The sequence below is a fragment of the Pseudomonas sp. R4-84 genome (genome assembly GCF_054130985.1).
In genome coordinates, this window is sequence record NZ_CP096390.1 from 552,917 (window position 1) to 572,101 (window position 19,185).

The 19,185-nt window shown below is 61.5% G+C and carries 15 protein-coding genes; 10 read left to right on the forward strand and 5 right to left on the reverse strand.

All coding sequences use genetic code 11. The annotated features are described in order from the left end of the window. Window positions 1–56: 56 nt before the first annotated feature. The 4 genes from rsmA to M1D68_RS02505 are packed head-to-tail and all read right to left on the reverse strand — an operon-like array spanning window position 57 to window position 5,953. Window positions 57–875, reverse strand: coding sequence for a 16S rRNA (adenine(1518)-N(6)/adenine(1519)-N(6))-dimethyltransferase RsmA (gene rsmA / locus M1D68_RS02490; RefSeq protein WP_420764874.1), 819 nt, complete (start codon window positions 873–875; stop codon window positions 57–59). Continuing rightward, window positions 872–1,861 carry a 4-hydroxythreonine-4-phosphate dehydrogenase PdxA gene (pdxA, locus tag M1D68_RS02495; protein ID WP_457969190.1) on the reverse strand — a complete coding sequence of 330 codons (990 nt, stop codon included), beginning with the start codon at window positions 1,859–1,861 and terminating at the stop codon, window positions 872–874. The genes rsmA and pdxA overlap by 4 nt, the downstream gene beginning before the upstream one ends. Continuing rightward, a complete protein-coding gene (gene surA, locus M1D68_RS02500) occupies window positions 1,858–3,174 on the reverse strand; it encodes a peptidylprolyl isomerase SurA (RefSeq protein ID WP_420764872.1) in 1,317 nt (438 codons plus the stop codon). The genes pdxA and surA overlap by 4 nt, the downstream gene beginning before the upstream one ends. Continuing rightward, window positions 3,155–5,953, reverse strand: coding sequence for an LPS-assembly protein LptD (locus tag M1D68_RS02505; protein ID WP_420764871.1), 2,799 nt, complete (start codon window positions 5,951–5,953; stop codon window positions 3,155–3,157). Before M1D68_RS02505 ends, surA begins: the two co-directional genes overlap by 20 nt. A 130-nt stretch (window positions 5,954–6,083) precedes the next feature. On the opposite strand from M1D68_RS02505, the gene M1D68_RS02510 reads away from it, so the two are divergent. Genes M1D68_RS02510 through M1D68_RS02520 form a run of 3 tightly spaced genes read left to right on the forward strand, consistent with a single transcriptional unit; the run spans window position 6,084 to window position 8,546 of the window. Then, complete coding sequence (locus tag M1D68_RS02510) at window positions 6,084–7,109, forward strand: aminoglycoside phosphotransferase family protein (RefSeq protein ID WP_457969192.1); 1,026 nt, start codon at window positions 6,084–6,086, stop codon at window positions 7,107–7,109. Then, window positions 7,106–7,777: an N-acetylmuramate alpha-1-phosphate uridylyltransferase MurU gene (gene murU, locus M1D68_RS02515; protein ID WP_457969194.1), complete on the forward strand. Its 672-nt coding sequence runs from the start codon at window positions 7,106–7,108 to the stop codon at window positions 7,775–7,777. The genes M1D68_RS02510 and murU overlap by 4 nt, the downstream gene beginning before the upstream one ends. A gap of 1 nt (window position 7,778) precedes the next feature. Further along, a complete protein-coding gene (locus M1D68_RS02520; protein ID WP_420764868.1) occupies window positions 7,779–8,546 on the forward strand; it encodes a TerB family tellurite resistance protein in 768 nt (255 codons plus the stop codon). Window positions 8,547–8,719: 173 nt separating this feature from the next. On the opposite strand, the gene M1D68_RS02525 is transcribed toward M1D68_RS02520, so the two are convergent. Further along, a complete protein-coding gene (locus M1D68_RS02525) occupies window positions 8,720–9,715 on the reverse strand; it encodes an alpha/beta hydrolase family protein (RefSeq protein WP_434609215.1) in 996 nt (331 codons plus the stop codon). Window positions 9,716–9,789: 74 nt separating this feature from the next. Here M1D68_RS02525 and M1D68_RS02530 point away from each other — a divergent pair, with 74 nt between their 5' ends. The 7 genes from M1D68_RS02530 to M1D68_RS02560 all read left to right on the forward strand — a co-directional run bounded on the left by M1D68_RS02530 (window position 9,790) and on the right by M1D68_RS02560 (window position 19,147). Further along, window positions 9,790–12,186: a PAS domain-containing sensor histidine kinase gene (locus M1D68_RS02530; protein ID WP_434609218.1), complete on the forward strand. Its 2,397-nt coding sequence runs from the start codon at window positions 9,790–9,792 to the stop codon at window positions 12,184–12,186. Between the two features lie 57 nt (window positions 12,187–12,243). Beyond that, on the forward strand, window positions 12,244–12,921 hold the full coding sequence (locus tag M1D68_RS02535) for a response regulator (protein ID WP_457969196.1): 678 nt from the start codon (window positions 12,244–12,246) through the stop codon (window positions 12,919–12,921). Window positions 12,922–13,266: 345 nt separating this feature from the next. Further along, on the forward strand, window positions 13,267–14,391 hold the full coding sequence (locus tag M1D68_RS02540; RefSeq protein WP_420764864.1) for an ABC transporter ATP-binding protein: 1,125 nt from the start codon (window positions 13,267–13,269) through the stop codon (window positions 14,389–14,391). 50 nt (window positions 14,392–14,441) lie between these two features. Continuing rightward, the gene (locus M1D68_RS02545) at window positions 14,442–15,485 is read left to right on the forward strand and encodes an ABC transporter substrate-binding protein (protein WP_042730717.1); all 1,044 of its coding nucleotides are present in this window, start codon (window positions 14,442–14,444) and stop codon (window positions 15,483–15,485) included. 225 nt (window positions 15,486–15,710) lie between these two features. After that, a complete protein-coding gene (locus M1D68_RS02550; protein WP_420764863.1) occupies window positions 15,711–16,958 on the forward strand; it encodes an ABC transporter permease in 1,248 nt (415 codons plus the stop codon). 12 nt (window positions 16,959–16,970) lie between these two features. Continuing rightward, complete coding sequence (locus tag M1D68_RS02555) at window positions 16,971–17,795, forward strand: ABC transporter permease (RefSeq protein ID WP_457969199.1); 825 nt, start codon at window positions 16,971–16,973, stop codon at window positions 17,793–17,795. A gap of 203 nt (window positions 17,796–17,998) precedes the next feature. Beyond that, on the forward strand, window positions 17,999–19,147 hold the full coding sequence (locus M1D68_RS02560; RefSeq protein WP_434562012.1) for an iron-containing alcohol dehydrogenase: 1,149 nt from the start codon (window positions 17,999–18,001) through the stop codon (window positions 19,145–19,147). Window positions 19,148–19,185: the final 38 nt, after the last annotated feature.

The window sequence follows — 19,185 nt, forward strand, 5'->3', positions numbered from 1 at the left end:
GCCAAGTGTCGGGTAGTAAACCAGACCGGCGTACTTCCCGATAACGGCCTCGCATGTCAAATGGCGTTGTCTTTTGGCGCGACCTGTTCACTGAGCTTGTCGGCCAGGCGCACGAAGGCCGCCAGGTCCAGTTGCTCGGGGCGCAAGCTGCCGTCAACACCCGCGGCTTCGATTTCAGCGCTGCTGAGCAGCAGTTTCAACGTGTTGCGCAGGGTTTTGCGACGCTGGTTGAAAGCTTCGCGCACTACGCGTTCCAGCAGGCGGTGATCCTTGGCCGGGTGCGGAAGGACCGCATGAGGTACAAGGCGGACGATCGCGGAGTCGACTTTAGGGGGCGGGTTGAATGCTCCCGGGCCCACGTTGAACAAATGGTCGACCCGGCAATGGTACTGGACCATGATCGATAGTCGGCCCCAATCACCACCGCCAGGACCGGCGGCGAGGCGCTCGACCACTTCTTTCTGCAGCATGAAATGCATGTCGCGGATCAGTGCGGCATTGCTCAGCAGATGGAAAATCAGCGGCGTGGAAATGTTATAGGGCAGGTTGCCAACCACCCGAAGGCTGCCCGGCGCGGCGTCCAGGCTGTTGAAGTCAAACTTCAGTGCGTCGCCCTGGTGCAGGTTGAAATTGCTCTTGCCGGCAAATTGCTGGTTGAGAATCGGCACCAGATCCTTGTCCAGTTCCACCACGTCCAGTTGCGCGCCGCTACCGAGCAGGCCTTGGGTCAGTGCACCCTGGCCCGGACCGATCTCCAGCAGGCGATCATCGGGCTTGGCATTGATGGAACGCAGGATGCGGTCGATCACGCCAGCGTCATGCAGGAAGTTCTGGCCGAAGCGCTTGCGCGCGCGGTGTTGGTATTGCTCGGTCATAAGTGGGTCTCGGCCATCTGGTAAGCGGTTTCCAAGGCGACTTGCAGGCTGCCGGTGTCGATACTGCCGCTGCCGGCCAGGTCCAGGGCGGTGCCGTGGTCCACGGAGGTGCGGATGATCGGCAAGCCCAGCGTCACATTGACCGCCGCGCCGAAGCCTTTGTACTTCAGCACGGGCAAGCCCTGGTCGTGGTACATCGCCAGCACCGCATCGCAGTGCTCCAGATATTTGGGGGTAAACAGAGTGTCGGCAGGCAGCGGGCCACGCAGGTCCATGCCCTCGCTACGCAGGCGTTCCAATGTAGGTTCGATGATGTCGATTTCTTCACGGCCCAGGTGTCCGCCTTCGCCGGCATGGGGATTGAGCCCACACACCAGGATTCGTGGCCGGGCGATGCCGAATTTTTCCTGAAGGTCGGCGTGCAGTATGCGCGTGACCCGTTCCAGGCGTTGCGGTGTGATCGCGTCGGCGATGTCTCGCAAGGGCAGATGAGTGGTGACCAAGGCTACGCGAAGGCCGCGCGTGGCGAGCATCATCACGACTTGCGAGGTTCGGGTCAGGTCTGCCAGGAATTCCGTGTGTCCGGAAAACTGAATACCGGATTCATTGATGACACCCTTGTGTACCGGGGCGGTGATCATCCCGGCGAAAGCCCCATCCAGGCAGCCTTGGCCGGCGCGGGTCAGGGTTTCCAGAACAAACGCCGCGTTTGCCGTATCCAATTGACCGGTGACGACCGGTGCGCCTAGGGGCGTATCCCAGACATACAGGCTGCCCGCAGGTGCCGGGGCATCGGGCCAGGCGTCTGGCGTAACCAACCGCAGATCGACGGCCAGCCCCAGTTGCGCGGCCCGCTCGAGGAGCAGGTCGCGGCTGGTGATGGCAATCAGGGGGTGAGGCTGGGCTTGCGAGGCGAGCAGCAGGCACAGGTCGGGACCAATGCCGGCAGGCTCGCCGGGGGTCAGCGCGAAACGCTTGGGTTTCACTGCGCGGCCTGGTCTGCACCAGGGAGTTTGATCTCGACGTAGGCTTCGTCGCGAATCTGGCGAAGCCAGGTTTGCAACTCTTCGTCGTATTTGCGGTTACGCAATACCGTCATTGCCTGTTGCTCGCGCGCCTGGGTGGTGCTGTCCGTGGCGCGACGGCCAAGGACTTCCAGGACGTGCCAGCCGTAAGGGCTCTTGAACGGCTTGGACAGTTGGCCCTGGGGTGTTTCGGCCATGACCTGGCGGAACTCGGGGACCAGCGCATTCGGGTCGACCCAGTTCAGGTCGCCACCGTTAAGGGCGGAACCCGGGTCTTCCGAGAAGCTTTTGGCCAGCTCGGCGAAGTCTTCGCCGGCGGTGATCCGCTCGTAGAGCTTCTCGGCCAGGCGCTTGGTCTCGGCTTCGCTACGGATCTCGCTCGGCTTGATCAGGATATGGCGGACATGTACTTCGTCGCGCACCTGGGTGCCGCCGCCGCGTTTTTCCAGCAGCTTGAGGATGATGAAACCACCTGGAGTGCGGGCCGGCTGGGTGATGTCGCCCACGGCCATGGCGCTGAGCTCGCGATCAAACGGAGGCGGCAATTGAGCGGCTTTACGCCAGCCCATGTCACCACCTTCCAGGGCGTTCTCACTGCCCGAACGCGCCACGGCCATCTGGCCGAAGTCAGCACCTTGCTTGAGCTGCTGGTAAACATCCATGGCCTGGCGATAGGCACTCTGAATCGCTTCGGAGTTGGCGCTCTCGGGGGTTGGGATCAGGATGTTCGCCAAGTGCAGTTCTTCAGACAGCTGCATCTTGCCCAGGTCGGAAGCGAGGAAGTTCTTCACTTCCTGCTCGGACACCTGGATGCGCTCGGCCACGCGTCGCTGACGTACCCGGCTGATGACCATCTCACGGCGGATCTGGTCGCGGGCGTCGTCAAAGGACAGGCCGTCGCGAGCCAGGGCGGCGCGGAACTGATCGATGGACATGTTGTTGCGCTGGGCAATGGTGCCGACGGCCTGGTTCAGTTCCTCATCGGTGATGCGGATACCGGAACGTTCGCCAATCTGCAGCTGCAGGTTTTCGACGATCAGGCGCTCGAGCACCTGCTGGTCCAGCACGCCCGGTGGTGGCAAGCCGCCGCCACGCTTGGCGATGGTTTGCTGCACTTCATGGACACGCTGGTCCAGTTGGCTCTGCATGACCACGTCGTTGTCGACGATGGCCACGACCTTGTCGATGGACTGTACCGCGGCGTTCGCTGCGGTACCCAGGAACAGCGCGCCCAGCATCAGCGGGCGCAGACAATCAGAAAGCTTGGTCTTCACGTTCACGATAACCTTGAATGCCTTTGTCGAGGAAACTCTCTACTTTGGCGCCGGTAAGGCCGCCGAGTCCCTTCAGAACAATTTGGAGGAAGACGCCGTGGTCGCCTTTTTCGTTTTGCGGGGCGGCTTGACTGAATTCTTCATAGTCGACCCAGTAACGGTTGATCAGGCGCAGTTTCCAGCAGCAGCTGTCGTATTCGAAACCACCGAAGGCTTCCAGGGTACGGTTGCGGTTGTAGTCATATTGCCAGCGGCTGATGGCGTTCCACTGCGGCACGATCGGCCAGATGATCGAGAAATCGTGCTGCTTGATCTTGTAGTAGTCCTTCACGTAATTCGGATCGCCCGGACGGCCATAGTCGCCACCGCCCACTTGCCATTGGCCGGTGGATTCGTCATAGCGGACCTGGTCGTTGCGATAGCGATAACCGGCGTTGATGACCTTGTTCGGGTTGTCTTCAGGCTGGTAGTGGAACATCGCGCTGCCCGAACGGGGGCTGCGGGTGTCCGGATCCCAGTTGTAGGTCGCCGTGGTGCGCCAATCGCGGTTCCAGCGATATTCGTATTCCAAGGCATACGGGGAAACGTCGGACTTGGCGTCTTCACGTGTCTTGAAGTCGATGCCTGGCAGTTGGACTTCACGATCCTTGAAGTACAAGGCCTGGCCGACGCTGATGCGCTGACGCTCGAACCCGTTTTCTTCGATCCAGCGACTGGTCACGCCAAGGGACAATTTGTTTTCGTCGCCGACACGGTCGGAGCCGGTGAAACGGTTATCCCGGAACAGCGAGGAGTAGCTGAAGGTCGATTCGCTGGTGTCGAACACGGGGATATCGCTCTGGTCCTTCTCCGGTACATAGAGATAGAACAGGCGAGGCTCCAGGGTCTGGCGATAGTTGGTGCCGAACCATTGGGTGTCGCGGTCGAAATACAGGCCACTGTCGATGCTGGCGATTGGAACACCACGGCTCTGGCTGCTGCTGTAGGTGCCGCGCAGGCGATCGGCCTCGGCGTTCTGCGCAGCGACCTGAGATCTGCCCCTGCTATCCAGGTCCAGGTCATATTGAGTGTACTGGTACTTGAGCGACGGCTTGATGTAGCCATAGCTTGCGGTCATCGGCAGGCTCATGACGGGTGCCAGGTTCAGCCGGTCGCCGTTAGCCCTGGCCAAGCCGCGGATGTTGTTATCCAGGAACGGCTCGGTGTTGCCGTCTTCATCGGTGTAGTCACCGGTGCGCAAATCACGATCAAACCGCACCAGTTCGGTCTTGTACGCGAAATCCAGTCCATACGGATGTTCGGGCAGCGAGCCATTGAAGGTGATCTGAGGCAGGCGGTTATATGGCGTGATCTTCGAAATCGTCGCCATCTGGTAAGCCTGGGCATTGAGCCGAGCGGTGTAGTTGTCGCCGCGATAGCTGACAGCGCCTTGCTGGTTCACGTAGTCCCGCGACTCGACGCCGATCTGATCGGTCTGCAGATCCTGGAAATAATACGGATCGCTGATCTTGGTGTAGTCGACTTCTGTCAGCACGCGCGAGTCGAGGCCGCCCTTGTGCTGCCAGTTGTACATGTAGCGGGTCTTGTCGTAGTCGCTCTGCCCGCTGCGCTCATCGTCTTCGTCGTTGAGGTACGCGGCGCCGAACTGGCCTTCGCTGGACTTGGTCAGGTAACGGAACTCGCCTTCCATCAACAAGCCGCGCTTGCTCATGTAGCGTGGGTACAACGTGGCGTCGTAGTTCGGCGCGAGGTTGAAGTAGTACGGGGTGACCAGCAGGAAGCCGGTATCGCTGCCGCTGCCGATGGTCGGCGGCAGGAAGCCGGACTGACGACGGTCGTCGATCGGGAAATAGATATAAGGCGTGTACAGGACCGGGAAGTCCTTGACCCGCAGCGTGACGTTGGTCGCGGTGCCGAAGCCCGTGGCCGGGTTCAAGGTGATGTTGTTGCCCTTGAGTGTCCACGCGTTGCTGCCCGGTTCGCACGTGGTGTACGTACCGTCCTTGAGGCGGATGATCGCGTTTTCGGCGCGGCGGGCGTACAGCGCGTTACCGCGGATGCGCGACTTGTGCATCACGTATTCGGCGTTGTCGACCTTGGCTTCACCGGTGTCCAGCTGCACATCGGCGTGGTCGCCGACAATCAGCGCGCCGTTGTCGCGGACCCGCACGTTGCCGTTCAGCTCGCCACGGTTCTCGGCCTGGTACAGGCTGGCCTCGTCGGCTTCGACCTGCATGCTGCCCTGGCGCATGACCACGTCGCCGGCCAGGGTCGCCACCTGTTGCTCCTGCTCGTAGCGCGAAGCCTTGGCGCCCAGGAAGGTCGGCGCGTCGCTCTTGGCGGTCTTGTCGTTCATGCCCGGACGCGTCGGCTCGATGTACGCGCCAGCGCAGTAAGGACCGGTTTCAGCCAGTTGAGCGGGCGTGAGGTTCTCGCGCGGAACCCAGTCCAAGTGACTGTAGTCTTCACTGCGCGTCTTCAAGCCGCGGCCCTTGGCTTCGGTGACGAGCATCGGCTTGTCGCCGGCCACCTCGCCCGAATCGCTGTCGGCCGGTGCGCTGCCGCTGTCGGCAACCGCGCTGCCTTCATGCACGGGACGTGGCGGCAATGCAGCGGCCGGCGTCTTGGGTGAACAGTCCCAGGCACCCGAAGCGGAGACGGAACAGTCATACTGTTGCGCCGCAACGACGAATGAAGAGGCCAGGGGTTGCAGGGCCAGCAGACTGCCGGTAACCAGCAACGGAAATTTTTTACGAAACGCGGGGGATTTCAATGCCATCTTATTAGTCCGGGCTTCCTGCGTGCCATCTGCCCGCGGTGTGGGCCGCACGCCTCTCGATGGTCTGAAAAAGATGCTGGATAATAAAGCATGACCCGCTTGACGGCTAGCGCCGTCGGAGACCCTTGCAATGCCTGACCAAGATGTACGCTTGCAACACCTGAAAGTTTGGCTCGATGAGCAGTTACCGATCCTTTTCAATCAACAGGGGTGGGGTGCCGTATCCCCGGCCACGTTGACCGCGGCCAGCAGCGACGCGAGTTTCCGGCGATATTTCCGCTGGGAAGGCGAGGGCCGCAGCCTGATCGTGATGGATGCACCGCCGCCCCAGGAAAACTGCAAACCCTTCGTGGATATCGCGTTTTTGCTGGCGAAATCCGGCATCAACGTGCCAAAAATTTATGCCGAAGACCTCGATCGCGGTTTTCTTTTGCTCAATGATCTGGGTAACCAGACCTACCTGGATGTAATCAACGGCGAAAATGCCGACGATTTATTCCGCGATGCCTTGCAGGCATTGTTGGCTTTTCAGCAATTGCCTATGGTGGCTCCGCTGCCCAGTTATGACGTTGCTTTGCTGCGTCGCGAGTTGGAGCTGTTCCCGGAGTGGTACGTCAAGCGCGAGTTGGGCATCGAACTCGATGCGACACAGCAGCAACTTTGGCAGCAGGCTTGCGAACTGTTGATCAACAGCGCCCTGGCCCAGCCGAAAGTGCTGGTGCACCGCGACTACATGCCGCGCAATCTCATGCTCAGCGATCCCAATCCAGGTGTGCTCGATTTCCAGGACGCGGTCTACGGGCCGGTGACCTACGATGTGACCTGCCTTTTCAAGGATGCTTTCCTCAGTTGGCCCGAGGCGCGAGTGCGCGGTTGGCTGGAGGATTATTGGCAGCAGGCCGGTGCCCTTGGCATTGCTGTGCAGCCGGACTTCGAAGATTTCCTGCGGGCCAGCGACTTGATGGGCGTGCAGCGCCATCTCAAGGTGATCGGCATCTTCGCGCGCATTTGCCACCGCGACGGCAAGCCGCGCTACCTGAAGGACGTACCGCGCTTCTTCGACTATATAGAAGCGGTCATCGACCGCCGTCCTGAGCTGGCGCCGCTGGATGAGTTGCTCCGCAGCCTGCGCCAATCGGCCGGGGCAAATGCATGAAGGCGATGATCCTCGCGGCGGGCAAGGGGGAGCGCATGCGCCCGCTGACGCTTACCACGCCTAAGCCTTTGATCCGTGTCGCCGAAATTCCCTTGATCGAATATCACCTGCGGGCGCTGGTCGCCGCCGGGTTTGGCGAGATCGTCATCAATCACGCCTGGCTCGGGCAGCAGATCGAAGACCACCTGGGGGACGGCTCACGGTTCGGCGTGCGCATCGTCTATTCCCCGGAAGGCGAGCCGCTGGAAACCGGCGGGGGGATTTTCCGGGCGCTGCCGTTGCTGGGCGATGAAGCGTTTCTCGTGGTCAATGGCGACATATGGACTGATTTCGATTTCAGCACCTTGCCTCGTTCGCTCGACGCGTCGGCTCATCTGGTGCTGGTGGACAATCCTGAACATCACCCAGATGGCGATTTCGTCCTCACCGACGGAAAGGTTCATGAAGGCGCGTCCACGGCCGACAAACTGACCTACAGCGGTATCGCCGTCCTGCATCCGCGATTATTCAACGGTTGCGCGGCTGGCGCGTTCAAGCTCGCACCGTTGCTGCGCAAGGCCATGGACCATGGGCAGGTCAGCGGCGAGCGGCTGCAAGGTCATTGGGTAGATGTCGGAACCCTTGAACGTTTGGCGCAGGTTGAAAAATTGATAGAAGCGAGCCGTTGATATGTGGTGGCCAGGGACTCTGATCGGAGCGGGAGCAGGCTTTGCCATAGCCAGCATCCCGGGGGCCATGCTTGGCGCATTGCTGGGACAGGCGCTGGACAGGCGCCTGAACGTCCACAGCTGGGCGCAAGTGCGTGAACGGCTGGGCGGGCGCCCGGCGTTGCGCAACGATGAATTATTGTTCGTGTTGCTCGGACGCCTGGCGAAAAGCGATGGGCGGGTTGTGGACGGTCACATTCAGCAGGCTCGCCTGGAAATGCGCGCCCTCGACCTGAGCGAACCGGCGCAGCGTCGTGCCATTGCGGCATTCAACCGAGGCAAGTCCGAGCATGATCGCTTGCGCGGTTATCTGCGTCGCCTCGCCACTCAGCCCCACGCGGCCGAAGGCGTGCTACGCGCCTGCTGGAGGATGGTCTGGGCTGACGGTCGCGCTGGCGCCAGCGAGCGCGAGTTGCTTGTCCAGTGGGGCAAATGGCTGGGTTGGACGCCGCAGCAGGTCCAGGCGTTGGCGATGGATTACGAACCGCAGAAACTGTCGCAACCCTCAAGCGGCGTGACTTATCAGGAGGCATTGCGATTGCTGGGTGTTTCGGCCACCAGCGAGCCGTCGCAAATAAAGCGGGCTTATCGCCGCTTGCTCAGCCGGCATCACCCGGACAAGATCGCCGGCAGCGGCGCCACGCCTTTACAGGTGCGTGAAGCGACCGACAGGACCCGAGAGCTGCACAATGCCTATCGTTTGATTCGCGAGCGGAGGGATTTCCGCTAATACGGGGTGCCTGTGGCGAGGGAGCTCGCTCCCGCTGGTTCACGAAGCGGCGCCTCAACCTGGCGCCGAATTTCTTACGGAGTCTCAGTTGGCTGATGACTGCTGCGCAGCCGAGCGGGAGCAAGCTCCCTTTGCCACAGATAGCTAGCGTCTCGCTTACCGCTGGGAAGGTCTCACTCCCCAGGGTTTTGCGGATTCAACCAACCCCGGACCCGACGGAACAATTGCTCTTGCTCCGCCGAACGGTTCGGCACGGCTTTGAGGGCAACCTGGCTGAAGGTCGATCCTTTCAGGCGTTTGCTCGCTTGCAAGCGCTCCAGTGCCGCGTTGCGGTCCAGTGGCTTGTCCATATAGAAGATATCGGCGGTCGCCAGCTTCAGGGTGGGTGTCAGCTCTGCCAGGCCAGGCTTGGCGGTTACCGGAGTCTGGGCCGCGACCATCACGAAGCGTTCGATCTGCGAGGGTTGCTTTTCGCTAAGGTAGCGCGCTGCCCAATAAGCGCCCGTGCCATGGCCTAGCAGCACAATGCTGCGGGCGCTCTGCTGTTCGGCGTAGGCCAGCGCCGCATCGATGCGGGCGAAAATGCGCTCGGCATCGGCGTTGGCGTGTTCTTCACCGGTTTCGGCGATGGCGGCATCCGCTGCCTCGGCTTCGCCCCCCGTCACTTGCTCGATCGGTGCGGCGGTGGTGGCGTCCGGTGCCGCGGCCGCGACGTCGGCGGGTTTGGTCTCGGGTGGCGTTTCCACGGTGCGCGGAGCGATGACGTCGCCTTGCAGGTCCGGCAGGGTGATACTCAGGCTGCTCCATTGGGCATCAGGCAGTTTCTTGCGCAGGGGGCCGACTGCTTGAGGCCAGTCAGCGGTTTCACCGGCGCCAGGGATGATGATGACGGCGCCCTTGGGCTCGCTGGTATTGGCTGGCTTCCACAGCGCGAGGAAGGCGTCGCTACCGGTTTGTAGCTGTTGCTGTTCTTGAGCGGGGACCTTTCTTACGAGCGCCGCCGCCTCTTCCTGGCTACGCTCGAGCAAGGGTTGGCGTTCGACCGGCTTTTCTCCAGCGGATGGTTCCACTGCGGCGGGTGCCGTTTCGCCAGCCTGCACAGAAAATGCACTCGGCAGGATCAGCGACAGGCACAATGCTGGCAACGCCAGGCGATAAACAGAGGGCATCGGATATTCCATGACCAGAAGTATTTCCGGCAGCCTAATGGGTTGGTCAGTATTTGTCAGTGCATGAGACTTCGATGATGCGTTATTGCTGCCTGTGGGTTATCGGCTGTTTATGGCTTCCCTTGATGGCTTGGGCTGCGCCTGCGCCGCAGGTTCATGGCGTGCAACTGAGTGCGGAACAGCGTCAATGGCTGACGCAACATCAACAGCTGCGGGTCGGCGTGGTATTGCAGGCCCCCTATGCACAATACGATCGGCGTTTACAGCGGTTGTCCGGTACCCATGTCGAGTTGATGCAATGGCTGGGCAAGACGCTGAACGTCGAGTTGACCTGGCGCAATTTCCAAGACGTCGCGCAGCTGGAAGCAGCGGTACGTGACGGCGAAATCGATGTCGCGCCCGGCCTGACCCAAACCCCGGTCGGGCTCAGGCTCTGGCAGTTTTCCGACCCTTACATGCGAGTGCCGCAATTGATCGTCGGCGCGCAGAAAAGCGCCGAGGGCGTGGAGCTGGAGAAGCTCGACGGCCAGGTCCGCGTTGCGGTGCGCATGCCCAGCGCCACGGCGGATTATCTGCGCAGCAATTACCCAGCGTTGAACCTGCAAGGGGTGCCGATGGAGCGCGAGGCGCTGCAATTGTTGCTGACCCAGCAGGCCCGGTTCGCGGTGGTCGATGAGGCGCAGCTGGGACGGTTGATGGTCGAGCCCGAGTTCTCGGAACTGGCGGTGGTGGGCGATATTGGGTCGCCACAGCTGCTACGGGTCGCCACGCGCCGGGACTGGCCCCAGTTGGCCGAAATTATCGACAAGGGGCTGCAAGCCATCCCGGCCAAGGAACTTGAGCAACTGCACAGTCGTTGGCTCAAGCCGAAATACCCGCGCCTGACCGAAACTCCGGGTTTCTGGCAGAACCTGACCTTGCTGTTGCTGGCATTGCTGCTCGCCAGCGTGGCCACCGTGTCTTGGCAACGCCGCCAGCAACGTGGACTGGAGCGCCGGTTGCGTGCCGCGCGAGAGGACATCGCCCAACGCACCGCCAGCGAAGCAGCCTTGCGGCTGACGCAGTTTTCCATCGATCAAAGCACGGTCGGCATCCTCTGGGTCAACTGGGACAGTCATGTGCGCTACGCCAACCGCGCCGCCGAAACCATGCTGGGCTACGGCCCGGGCGGAATCATCGACCGCCCGCTGATCGATTTCGAGCCGGGCTTGCACATGGACCGTTGGTTGAATTTGTGGAAGCGCGCACGAGCCAGTGAAGACGGGCCGCAGAGTTTCGAGACCGAATGTGTGCGCGCCGATGGCAGCATCCTGCCGGCCGACGTTTCCCTGAGCTTCCTGCGTTTTCGCGATGCCGAATACCTGGTCGTCTACCTAAACGACGTGACGGAGCGTCGACGCGCACTGGCGGCTTTGCGTGAAAGCGAGGCGCGCCTGCAAGGCATCGCGGCGAACGTGCCGGGGTTGGTCTTTCGCCTGGAGCGGGCTCCGGTGACTGGACAAATCGACTTTGCCTACATCAGCGAAGGCAGTGAAAGCCTGGTGGGCTACTCCCCGGCGACTTTGGCCCGCAGTGATACCGGTCTGCGCAGCCTGGTCCATCCGGACGACAAGGCCGATTACCACCGCACCCAGGACCAGGCGCTGGACAGCGACAGCGACTGGTCATGGCAAGGCCGCATCCTGACGCGCGAAGGGCAGCAACGCTGGGCCGAGATCAAGGCAATCACACGTCGTCTCGAGGATGGCGCCTACGTCTGGGACGGTATCGTCTGGGACATCACTGAAAGCAAGCGCATCGAACTGGAGCTGGCCAGCTCGCGTGAACAGTTGCGTGAGTTGTCGGCGCACCTGGAAAGCGTAAGAGAGGAAGAAAAAGCACGTATTGCCCGGGAGGTCCATGACGAGCTGGGCCAGATGCTGACGGTGCTGAAGCTGGAGACTTCCATGTGCGAATTGGCCTACGCGCAGCTGGATCCTGGCCTGCAGGAGCGGCTCAACAGCATGAAGCGCTTGATCGCCCAGCTGTTTCAACTGGTGCGAGACGTGGCGACAGCGTTGCGCCCACCTATCCTGGATGCCGGTATCGCTTCGGCCATTGAATGGCAGGCACGGCGTTTCGAGGCGCGTACCCACATCCCGTGCCTGGTGCAGGTGCCTGACAACTTGCCACCGTTGAGCGACGCGAAGGCCATCGGTCTGTTCCGGATTCTCCAGGAAGCGCTGACCAATGTGATGCGCCACGCCCAGGCGCATACTGTGGAACTGACGCTGACCCAGGAAGGCGGCCATCTATGCCTGACGGTCAGCGATGACGGTGTAGGATTCATTGCCGACGCCAGTAGGCCAACGTCCTTTGGCTTGGTTGGCATGCGTGAGCGTGTGTTGATCATGGGCGGACAGTTGACTCTGGACAGCGAGCCGGGGGAGGGGACGACCTTGTCGGTGCGCGTGCCGTTGGGTGAGGCATGACGGGAGTGGTTATCCGGGGTGACCGCATCGCGAGCAAGCTCGCTCCCACATGAATTAATGTTACGCGAGCTTGCTCGCGATGAGACTCTGAATCTGGAGAACAATGTGATCCGTGTACTGGTAGCCGAAGACCACACCATCGTCCGCGAAGGGATCAAGCAGTTGATCGGCCTGGCCAAGGATCTGGTGGTGGCGGGGGAGGCGAGCAATGGCGAACAACTGCTCGAGACCCTGCGACACGTGCCCTGCGAAGTCGTGCTGCTGGATATTTCCATGCCGGGCGTCAACGGCCTGGAGGCGATCCCACGGATCCGGGCGTTGAACAACCCGCCGGCCATCCTGGTGTTGTCCATGCATGACGAAGCGCAAATGGCGGCTCGCGCCCTTAAGGTCGGCGCCGCCGGCTACGCCACCAAGGACAGCGACCCGGCTTTGCTGCTCATGGCGATTCGAAAGGTCGCTGCCGGCGGACGCTACATCGACCCGGACCTGGCCGACCGCATGGTCTTCGAAGTGGGCCTGACCGACACCCGACCGCTGCATTCCCTATTGTCGGAGCGCGAGTTCTCAGTCTTCGAACGCCTCGCCCAAGGCGCCAATGTCAACGACATCGCCCAGCAACTGGCCCTGAGCAGCAAGACCATCAGTACCCACAAGGCGCGGCTGATGCAGAAACTCAACATCACCTCGCTGGCGGAACTGGTGAAATACGCGATGGAGCACAAGTTGCTCTGAATCCCACCATCGTCCCCTTGTGGGAGCGAGCTTGCTCGCGATAGCGTCGGACCATTCAGCGCATAGGTAGCTGACAGACCGCCATCGCGAGCAAGCTCGCTCCCACAGGGTTTGTGTCGGCATATCCATTTGCGACACGCCCCAGCACAGCGCTTGCCCCGGTTTGCAGCTCGCTGCTTGAAACTTGCCACTGCACTTATCCAATCCCGCCACCCGTGTAGGGAAATCCCTACCCCGACTCTTCCATCCGGCTGAGGCGATTCTCTCCTGCGGCCCGATTTGCGCGGGTCCCGGGCTCCACTAGGCTTGGACTCACAAGCAGTCATCAATACAAAAGGTGCGGGTATGAGCCAGGTCGATTCAAGCGCGGGGGCCAGTGATGTGCTGGTCAGCTTTCGTGGTGTGCAAAAGAGCTACGACGGCGAGAACCTGATCGTCAAAGACCTCAACCTGGACATTCGCAAAGGCGAATTCCTGACCCTCCTCGGACCTTCCGGCTCCGGCAAGACCACCAGCCTGATGATGCTCGCCGGTTTCGAGACTCCGACCGCCGGTGAAATCCTGCTGGCTGGCCGTTCCATCAACAACGTGCCGCCTCATAAGCGCGACATCGGCATGGTGTTCCAGAACTACGCCTTGTTTCCCCACATGACCGTCGCCGAGAACCTGGCCTTCCCGTTGACCGTTCGCGGCTTGAACAAGAGCGACGTCGGTGATCGGGTCAAGCGAGTCTTGAGCATGGTCCAGCTGGAAACCTTTGCCCAGCGTTATCCGGCGCAATTGTCCGGTGGCCAGCAGCAGCGCGTGGCCCTGGCCCGGGCGCTGGTGTTCGAGCCGCAACTTGTCTTGATGGACGAACCCCTTGGTGCATTGGACAAACAGCTGCGCGAACACATGCAGATGGAAATCAAGCACCTGCACCAGCGCCTCGGTGTCACCGTGGTCTACGTGACGCACGACCAGGGCGAAGCCCTCACCATGTCCGACCGTGTGGCCGTGTTCCACCAGGGCGAGATCCAGCAGATCGCCCCGCCGCGCACACTGTACGAAGAACCGAAAAACACCTTCGTCGCCAACTTCATCGGCGAAAACAACCGCCTCAACGGCCGCCTGCACAGCCAGACCGGCGATCGGTGCCTGGTGGAGTTGGGGCGCGGTGAGAAAGTCGAGGCCCTGGCCGTCAATGTCGGCCAGCCTGGCGAGCCGGTCACGCTCTCGATCCGGCCGGAGCGGGTGAGCCTCAACGGCTCCAGCGAACAATGCGTCAACCGCTTTTCAGGGAGGGTGGCGGAATTCATCTATCTGGGCGACCACGTCCGGGTTCGCCTGGAGGTCTGCGGCAAGAACGACTTCTTCGTGAAACAGCCCATTGCCGAGCTCGATCCCGCGCTCGCCGTCGGGGACGTGGTTCCGCTTGGCTGGCAAGTCGAGCATGTGCGCGCGCTCGATCCCCTTTTAGAGGCGAACTGATCGCCCCCCTGCTGTACCAACACCAACCCTGCACGTGGAGAGAACAATAAATGTTGAGATCCTTGAAGTTCACAGCCCTGACATTGGGCATGATGGGTGCGGCAAGCGCGATGGCGGCGGGCCCGGACCTGACCGTGGTGTCTTTCGGCGGGGCGAACAAGGCGGCTCAGGTCAAAGCCTTTTACGCACCTTGGGAAGCTGCCGGCAATGGCAAGATCGTGGCGGGCGAGTACAACGGCGAAATGGCCAAGGTCAAGGCCATGGTCGATACCAAGAGCGTCTCGTGGGACCTGGTGGAAGTCGAGTCGCCGGAATTGTCCCGTGGCTGCGACGAGGACATGTTCGAGCAGCTCGATCCGGCCTTGTTCGGCAAGACCGAAGACTACGTCAAGGGCGCCATCCAGCCTTGCGGCGTGGGCTTTTTCGTCTGGTCGACCGTGCTGGCATACAACGCCGATAAGCTGAAAACCGCACCGACCAGCTGGGCTGATTTCTGGGACACCAAGCAGTTCCCGGGCAAGCGTGGCCTGCGCAAGGGCGCGAAGTACACCTTGGAATTTGCCTTGATGGCCGACGGCGTGGCGCCCAAAGACGTCTACAAAGTGCTGGCTGGTAAAGATGGCCAGGACCGCGCCTTCAAGAAGCTGGACGAACTCAAGCCGAACATCCAATGGTGGGAAGCTGGCGCCCAACCGCCGCAATACCTCGCTTCCGGTGACGTTGTCATGAGCTCGGCCTACAACGGCCGGATCGCCGCGGTGCAGAAAGAAAGCAACCTGAAAGTGGTGTGGAACGGCGGCATCTACGACTTCGACGCCTGGGCTATTCCTCGTGGCCTGGACAAGACGCGCGCAGAAGCGGCGAAGAAATTCATCGCCTTCTCTGTGGCGCCACAGCAGCAGAAGACCTATTCGGAAAACATCGCCTACGGCCCGGCCAACACCCAGGCTGTTCCGTTGCTGGCCAAGGATGTCCTGAAAGACATGCCGACCACTCCGGAGAACATTGCCAACCAAGTGCAGATCGACGTGAGCTTCTGGGCTGACAACGGCGAGCAACTGGAACAGCGCTTCAACTCCTGGGCGGCGAAGTAACCCACGTCTTCCTGGGAGGCGAGGCTTTTTGTGGCGAGGGAGCTTGCTCCCGCTTGAGTGCGCAGCACTCACGAGATAGGCATTGCCGACATTTTTGGGGCCGCTTCGCGGCCCAGCGGGAGCAAGCTCCCTCGCCACGATCACGCGTACGTCCAGGTTGTGGTTTCAAAAGAACAGAGGCGGCCCGCCGCCCCTGTAACGATAAAAAGATTTGCGGAGTTCGCCATGGCCATCGCCGTTCCACTGAACGCGGGCACCAGCCCCACCCTAAAGCAGCGGCTCAAGCGCGCCGAGCGGGTCAACCGCTGGAAGGCCCAGGCCTTGATCGCGCCGTTGGTGCTGTTTCTGTTGCTGGTGTTCCTGGTGCCCATCGTCGCGCTGTTGTTCAAAAGCGTCAGCAACCCGGAAGTGGTCAACGCAATGCCGCGCACCGTGGCTGCGGTCGCCGCCTGGGATGGACGTGGATTGCCAGGCGAGCCTGTTTACAAGGCAGCCAGCGAGGACCTGGCCGAAGCCCGGAAAAATCAGACTTTGGGCGACCTGTCCAAACGATTGAACATGGAACTGGCCGGCTATCGCAGCCTCCTGACCAAGACTGCCAGGGCGCTGCCGTTCGCTGCCGAACCGGCTTCCTATAAAGAAGCGCTCGAAGGCCTCGACGAACGTTGGGGTGACCCGGCCTATTGGCAGGTGATCCGCCGCAACACCAGCGACGTCACGCCGTACTACCTGCTCGCGGCGGTCGACCATCGCATCGACGATCTCGGTGAACTCGCGCCGGCCACTCCCGACCAGGCGATCTACCTGGACATTTTTACCCGCACCTTCTGGATGGGCCTGGTCATTACCGCCATTTGCCTGGTGCTCGCCTATCCGTTGGCTTATCTACTGGCGAACCTACCGTCGCGCCAGAGCAATCTGTTGATGATTCTGGTGCTGTTGCCGTTCTGGACCTCGATCCTGGTGCGTGTGGCGGCGTGGATCGTGCTGCTGCAATCGGGAGGCTTGATCAACAGCGCCTTGATGGCCATGGGCATCATCGACAAACCTTTGGAACTGGTGTTCAACCGCGTCGGTGTGTACATCTCCATGGTCCACATCCTGCTGCCGTTCATGATCCTGCCGATCTACAGCGTGATGAAGGGTATCTCGCCCACCTACATGCGCGCGGCGATTTCCCTGGGTTGCCACCCGTTCGCCAGTTTCTGGCGGGTGTACTTCCCGCAGACCTACGCAGGTGTCGGTGCCGGTTGCCTGTTGGTGTTCATTCTCGCCATCGGCTACTACATCACCCCAGCGCTGCTGGGCAGCCCGAACGACCAGATGGTCAGCTACTTCGTCGCGTTCTACACCAACACCAGCATCAACTGGGGCATGGCCACGGCGCTCGGCGGCCTGCTGTTGCTGGCGACCATCGTGCTTTATCTGATTTACAGCTGGCTGGTGGGCGCCAGTCGCCTGCGCCTGAGCTAAGGGGAGATCGAAATGTTGAGTCCTTACATGTCCCCCGTCGAACGGGTGTGGTTCTACAGCTTGCGCATACTCTGCGGGCTGATCCTGTTGTTCCTGATCCTGCCGGTGCTGGTGATCATTCCGTTGTCGTTCAACTCCGGCAGCTTCCTGGTTTACCCGTTGCAGGGCTTTTCGCTGCAGTGGTACCACGACTTCTTCGCTTCGGCGGAATGGATGCGGGCCTTGAAGAACAGCATCATCGTCGCTCCGGCGGCGACGCTGTTGGCGATGGTGTTTGGCACATTGGCCGCTATCGGACTGACCCGTGGCGACTTCCCGGGCAAGGCGCTGGTGATGGCCCTGGTGATTTCGCCCATGGTGGTGCCGGTGGTGATCATCGGCGTGGCCAGCTACCTGTTCTTCGCGCCGTTGGGAATGGGTAACAGCTTCTTTTCACTGATCGTCGTCCACGCTGTGCTGGGCGTACCGTTTGTCATCATCACCGTTTCGGCGACCTTGCAGGGCTTCAACCACAACCTGGTCCGGGCTGCCGCCAGCCTCGGAGCGTCGCCATTGACGGCGTTTCGCCGGGTGACCTTGCCGTTGATCGCTCCGGGCGTCATTTCCGGCGCGCTGTTCGCCTTCGCGACGTCGTTCGATGAAGTGGTGGTGACCTTGTTCCTGGCGGGGCCGGAGCAGGCGACGTTGCCTCGGCAGATGTTCAGCGGCATCCGTGAAAACCTCAGCCCCACCATCGCGGCGGCAGCTACGCTGCTGATCGCCTTCTCGGTGATCCTGTTGCTGACCCTGGAGTGGTTGCGTGGGCGCAGCGAGAAGCTGCGTACCACCCAGATCTGAGAATTGCGGTAAAGCAGTGTGGGAGCGAGCCTGCTCGCGAATGCGGTGGCATATTCAACGTTTATGTCGGCTGACACTCCGCTTCGCGAGCAGGCTCGCTCCCACATTGGGATTCGTTGGGGCATTCACACGCTGAATAGCAGACAACCCGCCATACCGAGCTATCCTTGTGCCAGCCCACTCTCGAGCAAGAGGCCGCGCACATGAGTCTTTCCTCGTTCAAGATCGCCCACAAACTGATCACCGGTGCCGCTGCCATCGAGCAACTGGCGGCGGAACTGACGCGGTTGGATGTCGACAACCCGCTGATCGTGACCGATGCGGCGCTGGTGAAGTCCGGCACCGTGGAGTTGGCGCTGCAGCATCTTGGCGGTCGCGACTACGAGATTTTCGACCGGGTCATGCCGGACCCGGAAATCGCCATCGTCGAAGACTGCATGCAAGCCTACCGCGACGGTGGCCATGACGGCCTGATCGGCCTGGGTGGCGGCAGTGCCATCGATATCGCCAAGTGCGTGGGCGTCTATGCCGGTTATCACGGCGAACTGCAAGACATGTTCGGCGTCGATCAGGTGCCGCGCAAAGGCCCGCCGATGATCGCCATCCCCACCACGGCCGGTACCGGGTCGGAAGTCACGAACGTGGCGATCCTCTCCGACAAGGCTGCACAGCTGAAGAAAGGCATCGTCAGCGATTACCTGTTGCCGGACGTGGCGCTGGTCAGCCCGCAAATGACCCTCACCTGCCCGCGGGGGGTGACCGCCGCCAGCGGTGTCGATGCGCTGGTGCACGCGATCGAGTCCTACCTGTCGCTCAATGCTTCACCGATCACCGATGCCCTGGCCATCGGCGCAATCAAACTGATCACCCGCGCACTGCCCAAGGCCTACGCCAACCCTTCGCACCTGCAAGCCCGCGAAGACATGGCCACCGCAAGCCTGATGGCGGGCATGGCGTTCGGCAATGCCGGGGTGGGGGCCGTGCACGCGCTGGCTTATCCGCTGGGTGGGCGGTTCCATGTATCCCACGGTGTGGCCAACGCGTTGCTGCTGCCTTATGTCATGGCGTGGAACAAAATGGCCTGTGTCGAACGCATGCGAGACATCGCCGACGCCATGGGCATCAAGACTGCCCATCTGAGCGACCTCGAAGCCGCGGACGAGGCGGTGCAAGCCATGGTTGCGTTGTGTGCCGCCGTTGAAATCCCCTCAGGGCTCAGCGGCCTGGGCGTGACCGAGGATGTGATCCCGTCCATGGCAGCGGAGGCTGCGGGGATAGAGCGGCTGATGCGCAACAACCCGCGGCAACTGAGCGCCGCCGATATCGAGAAGATCTACCGCGCGGCGTATTGATCGTCTGCCACGGTGGGCGCGCCAAATCTTGAGGTATA

Coding starts and splice junctions, on each gene's coding strand:
- M1D68_RS02545 (WP_042730717.1), top strand. CDS start 14,442: ATGTTGAGATCCTTGAAGTTCACAGCCCTGACATTGGGCATGATGGGT.
- M1D68_RS02525 (WP_434609215.1), bottom strand. CDS start 9,715: ATGCCCTCTGTTTATCGCCTGGCGTTGCCAGCATTGTGCCTGTCGCTG.
- M1D68_RS02520 (WP_420764868.1), top strand. CDS start 7,779: ATGTGGTGGCCAGGGACTCTGATCGGAGCGGGAGCAGGCTTTGCCATA.
- M1D68_RS02540 (WP_420764864.1), top strand. CDS start 13,267: ATGAGCCAGGTCGATTCAAGCGCGGGGGCCAGTGATGTGCTGGTCAGC.
- rsmA (WP_420764874.1), bottom strand. CDS start 875: ATGACCGAGCAATACCAACACCGCGCGCGCAAGCGCTTCGGCCAGAAC.
- murU (WP_457969194.1), top strand. CDS start 7,106: ATGAAGGCGATGATCCTCGCGGCGGGCAAGGGGGAGCGCATGCGCCCG.
- M1D68_RS02530 (WP_434609218.1), top strand. CDS start 9,790: ATGATGCGTTATTGCTGCCTGTGGGTTATCGGCTGTTTATGGCTTCCC.
- M1D68_RS02550 (WP_420764863.1), top strand. CDS start 15,711: ATGGCCATCGCCGTTCCACTGAACGCGGGCACCAGCCCCACCCTAAAG.
- M1D68_RS02510 (WP_457969192.1), top strand. CDS start 6,084: ATGCCTGACCAAGATGTACGCTTGCAACACCTGAAAGTTTGGCTCGAT.
- M1D68_RS02555 (WP_457969199.1), top strand. CDS start 16,971: ATGTTGAGTCCTTACATGTCCCCCGTCGAACGGGTGTGGTTCTACAGC.
- M1D68_RS02560 (WP_434562012.1), top strand. CDS start 17,999: ATGAGTCTTTCCTCGTTCAAGATCGCCCACAAACTGATCACCGGTGCC.
- M1D68_RS02505 (WP_420764871.1), bottom strand. CDS start 5,953: ATGGCATTGAAATCCCCCGCGTTTCGTAAAAAATTTCCGTTGCTGGTT.
- M1D68_RS02535 (WP_457969196.1), top strand. CDS start 12,244: ATGTTACGCGAGCTTGCTCGCGATGAGACTCTGAATCTGGAGAACAAT.